Source organism: Tabrizicola flagellatus (assembly GCF_008271465.1).
In the GTDB taxonomy this organism is placed as follows: domain Bacteria; phylum Pseudomonadota; class Alphaproteobacteria; order Rhodobacterales; family Rhodobacteraceae; genus Tabrizicola; species Tabrizicola flagellata.
Window position 1 is genome coordinate 449,111 of sequence record NZ_VMDU01000001.1, and the last position, 12,173, is coordinate 461,283.

A 12,173-nucleotide genomic window follows, 5' to 3' on the forward strand; every position below is an offset into this window, starting at 1 on the left:
GCGCCGGGGCCGGCGCCCGCATCAGCCCGCCGCCCGCAGTTCGGGGCCGGCAGCCGGCTGCCCCGGCGCGGCCGAATCCGCGGACGCCACCGGACTTGCGGCGGGTGCCGGTGCAGGCCGCGGCACTTGGGGCACGGCTTGGGTCTCGTTCAGCTTCAGCGCCCGCATGCCGCGATGCTGGCCAAGCCGCGCCCCGGCGACGCGCCGCCCTTCCAGGGTTTCGAGCGAGACGGCATCCAGTGCCGCCGAGGGCAATACCAGGGTTTCCCCGACCGCCAGCGCCATGATCCGGTGCAGGGGCAGCCGCAAACGGCCTAACACGGCATCCAGTCGGCAATCCGCCTGAAGCACCTGTGTCGCCAGCTCCTGGGTGAACTGGGGCGCCGCTGCTTCCCTGTCGTCGGCCGGCTGGACGGGCCGATGACCCCGACCCAGGTCAGGCAGGACCAGGATCACCTGCCCCTGCCGACCCAGAGGGCCCATCGCGACCTCGGCGGTCAGGACACGGTAGGTTTCCTCCTCCAGCATCAGGGCGAGCGGGCGCGCATCCTCCAGCCAGGAGGCATAGCGGAACCCCCCGGCCCAGGACAGGTCCGCTTCCTCGGCCAAAGTGTCGTCCAGCCCGGCGAGCGCCCGGTCGATCACGCCGGCGACCATTGCAGCATCGATCCGGCTGGGACGTCGCGGGGCCGGCGCCTGCGACGAGAGGCGGCCAAGCGTCTGCATCTCGATCAGGGATGCGGTCACCATCGGCGAGAGCATGATGACCCCAAGCCCGCCCTGCGGCCCATCCAGAAGCGCCAGAAGCGCGCGATCCGGCACGGTTTCCAGGATTTCGGCCAGGCTGAAGCGTGAAATGGTCAGCGCGCGGATGTCGAGGTCCAGCCCCATGGCGTCGCGCGTGGCGCGGGCAAGGGCCAGCCGCCAGCCCCGGTCCGCCCCCGGGGCGCCTTCCGCCACCGCCGGGCGGGCACGGTCGATCTTGCGGCGGATCACATCGGTCATGGCGGCCTGTCCCTCGTGAGGCCAGAGCCTAGACCGGGCATCCTTGCAGAAAGGTTAAGCGGCCTGGGCTTCCAGCCGGAGCGGCACCGTCACACGGAAGGCCGCCCCGCCCTGCCCCGGCAGATAGGCGACCGATCCGCCGAGATTGGTCATGATCTCGCGGCAGATCGCAAGGCCAAGGCCCGCCCCGCCGGCGCGGTTCGCGTCGGTCAGCCGGGCGAATTTCTCGAAGATCAGCCGCTGGGCGTCCTTGGGGATTCCCTTGCCGTTGTCGATGAAATCCACCGTGACCCGGCCGCCCCGTTGCCGGACGACGATGCGCAGTTCCGGCCGGGGCGCGTCGCAGTATTTCCGGGCGTTGGAGATCAGGTTGATGAAGACCTGGGTCAGCCGGTCGGCGTCGGTCTTGAGGTAGATCGCCTCGGACGGCAGGTCGCGGATCACCAGGAACTCGCGCTCCGGCCGCGTTGCCCGCGCCGCGGTCAGCGCGGTATCGATCATGCCCTGCAGGCTTGCCAGTCCGACATTCAGCTGCACGGTGCCATTCTCCAGCACCGACAGGTCCAGAAGATCGTCCAGCAGCCGCGTCAGCCGCTTGGCCTCGTCATGGATGATCTGGCCGTAGCGCACCACGGTTTCCGGCGGCAGGTCGCCCTCGGTCAGGATCTCGGAGAAGGCGCGGATCGAGGTCATCGGCGTGCGCAGCTCATGGCTGATCTGGCTGAGGAAGGCGTCCTTCTGCAGGGACAGCTGGGTCAGCTTCTCGTTCGCCTCGCGCAGGGCGCCGGCGGTGCGGGTGAGTTCCGCCTCGCGCGCCTCGAGCCGGGCGGAATATTCCAGAAGCTGGGCGGATTCCGAGGCCACCGCCATCAGGTCCTCGACCGTCACCGTGGCGCGGCCGACCAGCTGGCTGATCATCGCATGCGCCGTCGCCGCACCGACCGAGCCGGACAGCCGCGATTCCAGGCCATCGAGGAAAGCGGGCGTCGGGTCCGGCAGGAAGCCATCCTTGCCCTGTGCCCGCGCCGCCTCCTGGAACAGCGCCAGGGCGGCGTCCTCGCCCAGGATGCGCTGGGCCATGGTCAGGAGCGCCTCGGGTTCCACCTGCCCGCGCGCCCAGCGTTGCGGGCCGACCGATCCCTCGAAGACGTTGACGAAGGCAGCGCCCTGCAACCGCTCTACCGGCCCGGGGAAGGTGAGAAGCGAACCGATGCAGAAGGCGATGGTGTTCAGCGTCAGCGACCAGAAGAGCGCGTGGATCATCGGGTCCATCGCCTCGGTCCCGAACAGCGCATGCGGGCGCAGCCAGGAGAGGCCGAAAGCGCCTTCGGCAAAGACCTGGGCCGAGAGGGCGGCGCCCGGTCCGAAGGAGGGCAGGAAGGAGGTATAGGCCCAGACCACGAAACCGGTGACGAGGCCGAGGATGGCCCCGGTGCGGGTGGCCCCGCGCCAGAAGATGCCGCCGATCATTGCCGGCAGCACCTGCGCCACGCCCAGGAAGGCGATCAGCCCGATGGCGGCAAGCGCGGCCGAACCGCCCGAGACGTGGTAATAGGCATAGCCGAGCGCCAGCACCGCCCCGATGGCGATCCGCCGCGCCATCAGCACCACCTGGCGCAGGTCGTCCCCCGCCCCCGCCTTGGGGCGCAGCCGCAGCCAGAGCGGGATCATGACGTGGTTCGAGATCATCGTGGCCAGCGCGATCGATTCCACGATCACCATCGAGGTGGCCGAGGAAAAGCCGCCAAGAAAGGCGAACATCGCCAGGGCGCCCTGCCCTTCGGCCAGGGGCAGGGTCAGGACGAACATGTCGGGGTTCGCGCCCTCGGGCAGGCGTTCGAGGCCGACCACCGCGATGGGCACGATGAACAGGCTCATAGCCATAAGATACAGAGGGAAGGCCCAGCTGGCGCGGGCGAGGTGGCCCTCGTCCTCGTTCTCCACCACCATGACCTGGAACATGCGCGGGAGGCAGATCACGGCGGCGGCCGAGAGGAAGATCAGGCCCGTCCAGCGCCCCGGCTGGACCTGCCAGGCGGCCAGGTCGGCGGCGTCGATCCGGGCGATCACGTCCGCAATCCCGCCCGCGATGCCCCAGACCACGAAACTGCCCACCGCAAGCAGCGCCACGAGCTTGACCACCGCCTCGACCGCAATCGCGGTGACGATGCCGTGGTGCTGTTCGCGCGCATCGAGGTTGCGGGTGCCGAAGAGGATGGTGAAGAGCGCCAGCCCCACCGCCACCCAGACCGCGATCTGCCCGGGGTCGAGCGGGCGCGAGCCGCCGGGCTCGGTGGCGGCAAAGACGCCGAAGGCCAGGACCACCGACTGCAGTTGCAGCGCGATGTAAGGCGTGGCCGCCACGACCATGATGACCGTGACGATCACCCCGAGCCCGTTCGACTTGCCGTAGCGCGACGAGATCAGGTCGGCGATCGAGGTGACATGGTGCTGCCGTCCGATCCGCACCAGCTTGCGCAGGAGCCACCACCAGCCGATGAACACGAGCGTCGGGCCGAAGTAGATCGTCAGGAACTCCAGCCCCGAGCGCGCGGCATAACCGACCGCGCCGTAGAAGGTCCAGGCCGTGCAGTAGATCGACAGCGAGAGCGTATAGACCAGCGGCGAGCGCAGCCAGCCGAGCCGCCCGCGCGCGGCCCTGCGCTCGACAAGAAAGGCGACGGCAAAAAGTAAGACGACGTAAAGGAGGCAGGACAGGACGAGAAGATTGAAGGGCATCTCAGTCCTCGTCCTCCTCTGCCCCCTCGCCACCGCGCAGCCCCGGCGCGAAGGCCGCGGCCAGGAGGACAAGGCCCAGCCAGACCACGAAGAAATAGATCACGTCGCCGGATTCCAGCGCCATGCGGGAGTCCGGGGCCCAGAGGAGCGGCAAGAGGAGCAGGAACAGGCCGAGGACGGGCAGAAGCCGCGCGGCATCGCGCAGGCGGCGGCGGCGGTAGGGCGCCCGCGCGAGGAACAGGGGCTGCTTCGGGCGGCGCGTCACGGGGTGCGCCCGGACTGGGCCAGCATCGCGCGAACCTCGGCCAGGATCTCGGCGTTCGAGAAGGGCTTGGTCATGAAGCGGTCGGCGCCCGCCTGTTCGGCCACCTCGCGGTCGCGGCCGCGGGCGGTGAGCATGATCACCGGGGTCGTCCTGCTGGCCGGATCGGCGCGGAGGCTGGCCAGCACCTCGAGCCCCGACATGCCGGGCAGCATGTGGTCGAGGATCACCAGATCCGGCGGGTCCTGCCGGGCCAGCACCAGCGCCGCGGCGCCCTCGCCGGCATGGCTGACGCGCAACCCGTCGCGGGTCAGCAGGAAGCGGATCGCCTCGGCGATGTTCGGTTCGTCCTCGATCAGAAGGACATGCGCGGCCAATGGTTCCCCCCGGTCGGTCTTCTGCCGCCCTACCCCACTATCGGCGCAAACCGCGGCCCGTGTCAAAGCCTGAGGGCGACGCTCGTCGATGCCTGCGGCACTCCTCGCAGCCCGACCACCCGTCAGGCGCCGCAGGTGGAGCGGGTCAGGCCAGGCCCTCGACCGGAAGGATCGAGGGCTCGCGCCGGGCCGGGCAGTCGCCGCGCACGCAGACCCGGCAGCTCGACCCGATGGGCAGCACCGGCCCCTCACCCTCGTCGGGCAGGATCAGCATCGCCGCCTCGCGCAGTTCGGGACCGCGCAGGCCCCTCGGATGCCGCGTCTCGGCCCAGGCGACGACGCGATGGCGCCGCTCGCCCTGCCCGGCCATCTGCACCCGCGCCTCGAAGGGCTGCCCGGGCCGGCCAAGCGCCGCGTAGAGCGGCCAGAGCGGACAGGCGGCGCCGAAGCGCGGCAAGGGGAACCCGGTCGTCGGCTTGCGAAAGGTCAGCGTGCCCGAGCCGTCGCAGGTGACGAGGCCGGCTTGCAGGTCCGCCATACCGGCCAGCCGGCGCATCACCACGAGGGGCGAGACGCCAAGCCGGTCAGACAGCAGGAGCGGATCGGGGCCGAGCGCCGCCAGGCCCGCAGCAAGCGCGGATTCGGGCAGGACCTCGGCGTCCGAACGCGCGCGCGCGAGGAACCCGCCGGCCAGACTGCGCGCGGCCGAAGAGGCGAGCCCGGCCACCTCGGCCTCAAGCCCCGCGGCAAGTTCGGCGTCGGCAATGCGCCAGCCACGGCTGCGCAGCCAGTCCTCCACCTCTTCCTGCGGGGCGGCGATACCCTGTTCCTCGATTCCCTGCCGCGCGTCGAGGAACCCAACCAGCGCCTCTGCGCCCGCCGCAAGACGCTCACTGTCCTGATGCAGGTTGCGGTGGAACCGGGCGGCCCAGTCGGCGTCGAGGTCCGGCGTCTCGGCCAGGATCGCGGCCGTGGCCCGGACCGCCGACAGCGAGGAGAGCAGCTCGTGCAGCGAGGCCGAAAGGTGCGGGTCGTGGCTCATCCGGTCGTTCAGCGCCTCGACCGCGCGCTCCAGCGCCAGGGTCCTTGCATCGAGCGTCGCCAGAAGACCGGCCCAGCCCGGAAAACGGTCCACGAACTCCTCCACCCGCTCGACCTCGGCCATCGTCCCGCTGCGGGCGGCGGCGGAGCGCAGGTCTTCGACCAGCGCCGCGTTGCGTCCCTCGGCCAGCGCCGCGCGGTCGATCTGCAAGGCATCGGCCAGCCGCTCCATCACCTCGGGCGTGATCTTGCGGCGGTTGTGTTCGATGAGGTTGAGGTAGCTGGCCGAGATTCCGGCCCGCTGGGCCACCTCGGCCTGGCGCATCCCCTGGGCCAGACGCAGGTCGCGCAGCTTGGTGCCGGTCAGGGCAGACAGTGGCATCGGACCCTCCCCCGGCCGAAGGTTTACAAGCGCAGTGAAGCTTTACAAGCCCGCAAGACGGAAAGGCGCCGCCCCGAAGGACGGCGCCATGGTTCACGTTGCTGCGCGCTGGATCAGTTCGCCAGCGCCTTGTCGGTGATCGCATGGGTCCAGGCCCCTTCCGGCGCCTTCGAGATCACCGGGTCGGACCCGCCGGCCAACAGCGTGGCCACCGTGCGTTCATAGTCGGCCGGATCGAGCGCGCCGTTCGAGCCGGCGGTCAGCTTGGCCACCTCGCCCATCATGCGCTTCTGGTGGGCCTCGGTCTGGGCGCCGGTCTGGTCGTTCTCCAGCACGATCATCGCGGCTTCGTCCGGGTTCTCCTCGGCATATTTCCAGCCCTTCATGCTGGCCCGGACGAACTTGACCATGGTTTCGGCGAAGGCCGGATCGGCCAGGCGGTCCTCGAGCGCATAGAGACCGTCCTCGAGCGTGGCGACGCCCTGATCCTCATACTTGAAGGTGATCAGGTCGTCCGGGCTGATCCCGGCGTCGATCACCTGCCAGTATTCGTTGTAGGTCATGGTCGAGATGCACGCGGCCTGCTTCTGCAGCAAGGGGTCCACGTTGAAACCCTGCTTCAGCACCGTAACGCCGCCGGGGCTGCCGTCGGTCTTGAAGCCGAGCTGGCTCATCCACGACAGGAAGGGGTATTCGTTGCCGAAGAACCAGACGCCCAGCGTCTTGTCTGCGAAATCCTTGGGCTCCTTGATCCCGGTTTCCTTCAGGCAGGTCAGCATCATGCCCGAGGACTTGAAGGGCTGGGCGATGTTCACCAGCGGCAGGCCCTTTTCCCGCGCGGCAAGCGCCGCCGGCATCCATTCCACCACCACATCGGCCCCGCCCCCGGCGATGACCTGCGTCGGCGCGATGTCCGGGCCGCCCGGCAGGATGGTGACGTTAAGACCCTCTTCCTCGTAGAACCCCTTGTCCTTGGCCACATAGTAACCCGCGAACTGGGCCTGCGTGACCCATTTGAGTTGCAGCTTCACATCCTCGGCGCTGGCCCCCGAGGCCATCGCTGCCATGGCTGCCGCCATCAGTAGCTTCTTCATCATCGTACTCCCATGTTGGGCCCCTTCCGGGCCTTGTTAATGCCGTTGCGACGGATGCCAGAAGGTCACCCACCGTTCGATCAGCGAAATCAGCCCATACAGAACCGACCCCGCCAATGCCGCCACCGCAATCTCGGCCCAGACCATGTCGAGGCCAAGCCGGCCCACCTCGGTCGAGATGCGGAACCCCATGCCATAGACCGGGCTGCCGAAAAACTCGGCAACGATGGCCCCGATCAGCGCCAGAGTCGATGCAATTTTCAGCCCGTTGAAGACGAAGGGCATCGCCGCGGGCAGGCGCAGCTTGAGAAGGCTCTGCCAGTAGGAGGCGCCCCAGGTCGCCATCAGGTCGCGCTGCATGCGGTCCGAGGCCTGAAGGCCCGCAACGATGTTCACCAGAAGCGGGAAGAACACCATCACCACCACGACCGCCGCCTTCGACTGCCAGTCGAAGCCGAACCACATCACCAGGATCGGCGCGAGGCCGACGATGGGCAGCGCGGCGACGAAATTGCCGATCGGCAGCAGGCCGCGCTGCAGGAAGGGGCTGCGATCGACGGCGATGGCGGTCAGGAAGGCCGCGCCGGCGCCGATCAGGAAGCCCGGGATCGCCCCCTTTAGGATCGTCTGCGCGAAGTCCTGCCACAGGACCGGCAGCGAGGTCGCGATCTTCGCGGCGATGGCGCTGGGGGCGGGCAGGATCACCGGGGCGACGTTCAGGCCGCGCACCAACCCCTCCCAGAGCACCAGGACCGTGACACCGAAGATCAGCGGCACCAGGATCCTGCCCAGGCGGGTCTGCGCGATCCCGCTTCCCGCCAGCCGGACGTTCAGCGCCCAAGCGGCGAGCCACACCGTAATTGCCAGCCACAGCGCCGTCATGCCCGCACCCCCATGCGCCTCCCGGCAATCCGTTCGATCAGGCCCACCACCAGGATCAGGATCCCCGCCAGGATCGCTGCCGCGAAAAGGCTCGCCCACATGATCAGCGGCTCGCCGAACTGCGACCCGATCAGCATGCGCGCGCCCAGGCCCTCGATGGCCCCGGTCGGCAGCTCCCCCACGATCGTCCCCACGAGCGAGGCCGCGACGGCCACCTTCAGCGAAGCGAAGAAGTAGGGCATCGAGGCCGGCAGCCGCAGCTTCAGGAAGGTCTGCGCATCGCTGGCGCCATAGGTCCTGAGGAGGTCGAGCTGCATCTGGTCGGGACTGCGCAACCCCTTCACCATGCTGACGAGGACCGGGAAGAAGGACAGGTAGGCCGCGATCACCGCCTTGGGAATGTCGCGTCCGGTCAGGCCCAGCTGGCTCGACAGCGTGATGATCATGGGGGCAAGGGCCACGATGGGAATGGTCTGGCTGATGATCGCCCAGGGCATGACCGACATGTCCATCACCCGGAACCGGACGATGGCAACGGCGAGGAGGACGCCCACGACGATCCCCAGGCCGAAGCCCGTCATCGTGCCCTTGAACGTCACGAAAGCGTGGTAGACGAGGCTGCGCTTCGAGGTCACTGCCTGGCCGAACAGCCCCTTCCAGAGCTCGGCCCCGACCTGGTGTGGTGGCGGCAGGAGCGGCCGGGCCTGGTCCATGGTCTGCGGGATCACCTCGGCCCACGTCACGGTCTGCCCGGCCCGCTCTGCCTGGTCGAAGGCCCAGGTCGCGTTCATCCAGACGGCGGCCGCATACCAGATCGCCACGATACCGGCGAGGACGGTCACGACGGGAAGCGCACGGCTCATGGCCGGCCCTCCTGCCACCTGCCATGTCCCGCCAGACCCCGAGGCAGCGGATCGTGCCAGCCTCTGCTCATTGCACCTTTCCTTTCCTGCGCGACCGCCGGGGCTTTTCCGCGGCCGCAGCGATCTCCGCATCGGCGGCAGCCATGGCCTGCGCCTGCGCCTCCGGCGGCAAGGCCTCCCAGGCGCGGGCAGCCCGCAGCCCGTCGATCAGATCCCAGACCAGGACCACAAGCGCGACCGGATAGAGCAGCGCGATGAGGCCCAGCCACATCAGGATCTCGCCGATCTTCAGCTCGGTGCGCAGCATCAGGCCGGCACTGCCCGCAGCCCAGAAGGCCAGCCAGATCGCACCAAGCGCCCCGGCGACCACCACCGGCACGCCGACCGCCCATTTCAGGAACTGCGCCCATGCCGCGCCCCGCCCCGGCGGAGGCAGTATCGCAGGCTGGGACGGTCTTGAGGACGGGGATCGTGACATGCATGTTCACCCCTGTGTCCCCGCCGGAATGCCTTTCCGAGCCTCCGAAGGGACCGGCCCCAGACCTGTGCCCGAGCCCCTAGTCATCATGATGCCCCGCCCGCAGCCCCTCGCGCACGCGGTGGGCGATCTCGATGAACTCGCGACTGTCGCGGATGTCGAGCGGACGCTCCTTCGGCAAGGGCGAGTCGATGACATCGGTGATCCGGCCCGGACGCGGCGACATGACCACGATCTTGGTGGAAAGATAGACCGCCTCGGGGATCGAATGGGTGACGAAGCCGATGGTCTTGCCGGTGCGCGCCCAGAGCTTCAGCACTTCCTCGTTCAGCCGGTCGCGGACGATTTCATCCAGCGCGCCGAAGGGTTCGTCCATCAAGAGGATGTCAGCATCGAAAGCCAGCGCCCGCGCGATCGAGGCGCGCTGCTGCATACCCCCCGACAACTGCCAGGGGAACTTCTTGCCGAAGCCCTTCAGCTCCACCAGTTCCAGCACCCGTTCGATCCGCTGGTCCTGCTCGGCCTTCGGAAAGCCCATGATCTCCAGCGGCAGACGGATGTTGCCGGCGATTGTCCGCCAGGGATAAAGCCCCGCCGCCTGGAAGACATAGCCATAGGCGCGCTTCTGCCGTGCCTCGTCGGGCGTCATCCCGTTCACGATCAGCGTGCCGCCCGTGGGATGTTCCAGCGCCGCGATGCAGCGCAGGAAGGTGGTCTTGCCGCAACCCGACGGCCCGATGAAGCTGACGAAATCGCCCTGGTTGATCGTCAGGTTGACATCCTTCAGCGCCTGGACCGGCCCGTCCGCCGTCTGGAAGACAAGGTTCAGCCCCTTGGCCTCGATCACCGGTTGGCTGACAGTATCCTTCACGCCCTCATCCCTTCCCTCATCGGCCGCGAATCCGCTCCCGGGCCTTCACATTCCCGTTGCCTCGCGGTGCGACCCTGCGCTCCGGTCCCCATCTTGGGGTCGAAAGGAGGACCGCCATGCTTTTCACCACCCCGCAGACGACCCTCGCCTTCGCGCCCGAGCCCGAGGACCTGGAGGAGGTCTATTTCGACTCCCCGGTGATCGCCTTCACTCCGTCGCCTGGTGACGAGGAGGAAAGCGAACAAGGGGAGCCATAGTCCAAGGCATGTTCACCTTCGGATCAACCGAAGGTGAACGTAAATAGCCTGCCTCCGATTTCACCCGTGCCAGTGCCACGAACGCCTGTCGATACAAAGGTGAACGGCCCGGACTGACCGTCACTGCACTGAAACACACCTTCCCCGTTGCGGCTGGTAACATAGACAAAGTTCCCGGAACAGGTCCTCCCCCTGTTGGATACGATGGTAAGTGTCCCGCCTCCGTCAGAGTATCCAGTCGCAGTTCCGGTAAAGGTCTCGCCCCCGGATGCCATCTGTCCTTTGACCGGAAGCGTCATGGAGCATCCTGCCAGACCTGCGACAACGACAGACAGGACGCCGGCGCGAAGTTTAACCATCATCTGATATCTTCCACTGTTCTTCCATTGATCTGATCTTGCCTACACTCCCGTCGCCGGGATGCCCGTCCGCTCCACGGGCCGGGGCGCGGTCAGGTCCTTCCACTGGGTCAGCGCACGGTTGATCGCCGGGCGCGGCTCGCGGGCGACGAACTTGCCGTGGCCTTCCTGGGTGCGCACCTCGCCATCGTGGATCGCGATATGGCCGCGGGTCAGGGTAAAGCGCGGCAGGCCCTTCACGATGTGGCCCTCGAAGACGTTGTAGTCGATCTTCGACTGCTGCTTGCCCGCGGTAATGGTCTTCGTCTTCTCCGGGTCCCAGACCACCAGGTCCGCGTCCGCCCCCACCAGAACCGCGCCCTTCTTCGGGTAGCAGTTCAGGATTTTCGCGATATTGGTTGAGGTTACGGCGACAAATTCATTCGGCGTCAGCCGCCCGGTGTTCACCCCGTGGGTCCAGAGCATCGGCATCCGGTCCTCCAGCCCCCCCGTCCCGTTCGGGATCTTGGAGAAGTCACCGAGGCCATAGCGTTTCTGTTCCGTGGTAAAGCTGCAATGGTCGGTCGCCACTACCGACAGGCTGCCGGACATGAGGCCCGCCCAGAGGCTGTCCTGATGCTGCTTGTTGCGGAAGGGCGGGCTCATCACCCGCCGGGCGGCGTGGTCCCAATCCGGGTGGAAGTATTCGGACTCATCAAGGGTCAGGTGCTGGATCAGCGGCTCCCCCCAGACGCGCTTGCCCGCCGCCCGCGCGCGCCGGATCGCCTCATGCGCGTCCTCGCAAGATACGTGAACCACATACAGCGGCACCCCGGCCATGTCGGCGATCATGATGGCGCGGTTGGTGGCCTCACCCTCCACCTGCGGCGGGCGGGAATAGGCGTGGCCCTCGGGGCCGGTGTTGCCCTCTTTCAGCAGCTTCGCCGTCAGTTCGGCCACCACATCGCCGTTCTCGGCATGGACCATCGCCAGGCCGCCCACATCCCCCACCCGGCGGAAGCTGTTGAACAACTCGTCGTCGTTCACCATCAAGGCGCCCTTGTAGGCCATGAAGTGCTTGAAGCTGGTGATGCCCGCCTTGGCCGAGTCCTCGATCCCCTGCCAGACCTTCTCGCCCCACCAGGTGACGGCCATGTGATAGGAGTAGTCGCAGGTCGCGCGGGTGGACTTGTTCGACCAGACCTTGGCCGCATCCATCAGGTCCTGGCCCTGGCCCGGCAGGATGAAGTCAACGACCATCGTCGTCCCGCCCGACAGCGCCGCCCGGGTGCCGCTCTCGAAATCATCCGCCGAGTAGGTGCCCATGAAGGGCATCTCCAGATGCGTATGCGGGTCGATGCCGCCGGGCATGACATAACAGCCGGTCGCGTCCAGCACCCTGTCACCTTTCAGACCCTGCCCGATCTCGACGATCACGCCGCCTTCAACCTTGACGTCAGCCAGATAGGTCAGGTCCGCCGTTACGACCGTTCCCCCCTTGATCACCGTCGAAGCCATCGAACCTCTCCCAGATTTCATCTGTCCAAAAATATCCCGGGGTCCGGGGCAGCGCCCCGGGGCCTG

Annotated in this window: 12 protein-coding genes; 1 reads left to right on the forward strand and 11 read right to left on the reverse strand. The window is 67.8% G+C overall.

Going from position 1 to position 12,173, the window contains the following annotated elements; all coding sequences use genetic code 11:
• Positions 1–21: 21 nt before the first annotated feature.
• From FL625_RS02165 to FL625_RS02210, 10 genes are all read right to left on the reverse strand, one after another.
• Positions 22–1,005: a FliM/FliN family flagellar motor switch protein gene (locus FL625_RS02165; RefSeq protein WP_149586978.1), complete on the reverse strand. Its 984-nt coding sequence runs from the start codon at positions 1,003–1,005 to the stop codon at positions 22–24.
• A 54-nt stretch (positions 1,006–1,059) separates the two neighbouring features.
• On the reverse strand, positions 1,060–3,744 hold the full coding sequence (locus FL625_RS02170) for an ATP-binding protein (RefSeq protein ID WP_149586979.1): 2,685 nt from the start codon (positions 3,742–3,744) through the stop codon (positions 1,060–1,062).
• Position 3,745: 1 nt separating this feature from the next.
• On the reverse strand, positions 3,746–4,009 hold the full coding sequence (locus FL625_RS02175) for a hypothetical protein (protein ID WP_149586980.1): 264 nt from the start codon (positions 4,007–4,009) through the stop codon (positions 3,746–3,748).
• On the reverse strand, positions 4,006–4,383 hold the full coding sequence (locus FL625_RS02180) for a response regulator transcription factor (protein ID WP_149586981.1): 378 nt from the start codon (positions 4,381–4,383) through the stop codon (positions 4,006–4,008). Before FL625_RS02180 ends, FL625_RS02175 begins: the two co-directional genes overlap by 4 nt.
• 145 nt (positions 4,384–4,528) lie before the next feature.
• Entirely contained in the window at positions 4,529–5,806 is a 1,278-nt protein-coding gene (locus FL625_RS02185) for a helix-turn-helix transcriptional regulator (protein ID WP_149586982.1), read from the reverse strand.
• 113 nt (positions 5,807–5,919) lie between these two features.
• Complete coding sequence (locus FL625_RS02190) at positions 5,920–6,900, reverse strand: ABC transporter substrate-binding protein (protein WP_200833854.1); 981 nt, start codon at positions 6,898–6,900, stop codon at positions 5,920–5,922.
• Positions 6,901–6,936: 36 nt separating this feature from the next.
• Positions 6,937–7,782: an ABC transporter permease gene (locus tag FL625_RS02195; RefSeq protein ID WP_149586984.1), complete on the reverse strand. Its 846-nt coding sequence runs from the start codon at positions 7,780–7,782 to the stop codon at positions 6,937–6,939.
• On the reverse strand, positions 7,779–8,645 hold the full coding sequence (locus FL625_RS02200) for an ABC transporter permease (protein WP_149586985.1): 867 nt from the start codon (positions 8,643–8,645) through the stop codon (positions 7,779–7,781). Before FL625_RS02200 ends, FL625_RS02195 begins: the two co-directional genes overlap by 4 nt.
• A gap of 67 nt (positions 8,646–8,712) precedes the next feature.
• Positions 8,713–9,123, reverse strand: coding sequence for a hypothetical protein (locus FL625_RS02205; protein ID WP_149586986.1), 411 nt, complete (start codon positions 9,121–9,123; stop codon positions 8,713–8,715).
• 79 nt (positions 9,124–9,202) lie between these two features.
• On the reverse strand, positions 9,203–9,994 hold the full coding sequence (locus FL625_RS02210; protein WP_149586987.1) for an ABC transporter ATP-binding protein: 792 nt from the start codon (positions 9,992–9,994) through the stop codon (positions 9,203–9,205).
• Between the two features lie 116 nt (positions 9,995–10,110).
• Between FL625_RS02210 and FL625_RS18030 the strand changes: the two genes are divergently transcribed.
• Entirely contained in the window at positions 10,111–10,251 is a 141-nt protein-coding gene (locus FL625_RS18030) for a hypothetical protein (protein WP_160147715.1), read from the forward strand.
• Between the two features lie 401 nt (positions 10,252–10,652).
• Here the strand turns inward: FL625_RS18030 and hydA are convergent, their stop codons facing one another.
• Positions 10,653–12,107 carry a dihydropyrimidinase gene (gene hydA, locus FL625_RS02215; protein ID WP_149586988.1) on the reverse strand — a complete coding sequence of 485 codons (1,455 nt, stop codon included), beginning with the start codon at positions 12,105–12,107 and terminating at the stop codon, positions 10,653–10,655.
• Between the last annotated feature and the right edge of the window lie 66 nt (positions 12,108–12,173).

What these genes read in the sequence shown, in the direction of transcription:
- FL625_RS02190 (WP_200833854.1), bottom strand. Translation starts at nt 6,900, where the DNA reads ATGAAGAAGCTACTGATGGCGGCAGCCATGGCAGCGATGGCCTCGGGG.
- FL625_RS02200 (WP_149586985.1), bottom strand. Translation starts at nt 8,645, where the DNA reads ATGAGCCGTGCGCTTCCCGTCGTGACCGTCCTCGCCGGTATCGTGGCG.
- FL625_RS02185 (WP_149586982.1), bottom strand. Translation starts at nt 5,806, where the DNA reads ATGCCACTGTCTGCCCTGACCGGCACCAAGCTGCGCGACCTGCGTCTG.
- FL625_RS18030 (WP_160147715.1), top strand. Translation starts at nt 10,111, where the DNA reads ATGCTTTTCACCACCCCGCAGACGACCCTCGCCTTCGCGCCCGAGCCC.
- FL625_RS02205 (WP_149586986.1), bottom strand. Translation starts at nt 9,123, where the DNA reads ATGTCACGATCCCCGTCCTCAAGACCGTCCCAGCCTGCGATACTGCCT.
- FL625_RS02170 (WP_149586979.1), bottom strand. Translation starts at nt 3,744, where the DNA reads ATGCCCTTCAATCTTCTCGTCCTGTCCTGCCTCCTTTACGTCGTCTTA.
- FL625_RS02165 (WP_149586978.1), bottom strand. Translation starts at nt 1,005, where the DNA reads ATGACCGATGTGATCCGCCGCAAGATCGACCGTGCCCGCCCGGCGGTG.
- hydA (WP_149586988.1), bottom strand. Translation starts at nt 12,107, where the DNA reads ATGGCTTCGACGGTGATCAAGGGGGGAACGGTCGTAACGGCGGACCTG.
- FL625_RS02195 (WP_149586984.1), bottom strand. Translation starts at nt 7,782, where the DNA reads ATGACGGCGCTGTGGCTGGCAATTACGGTGTGGCTCGCCGCTTGGGCG.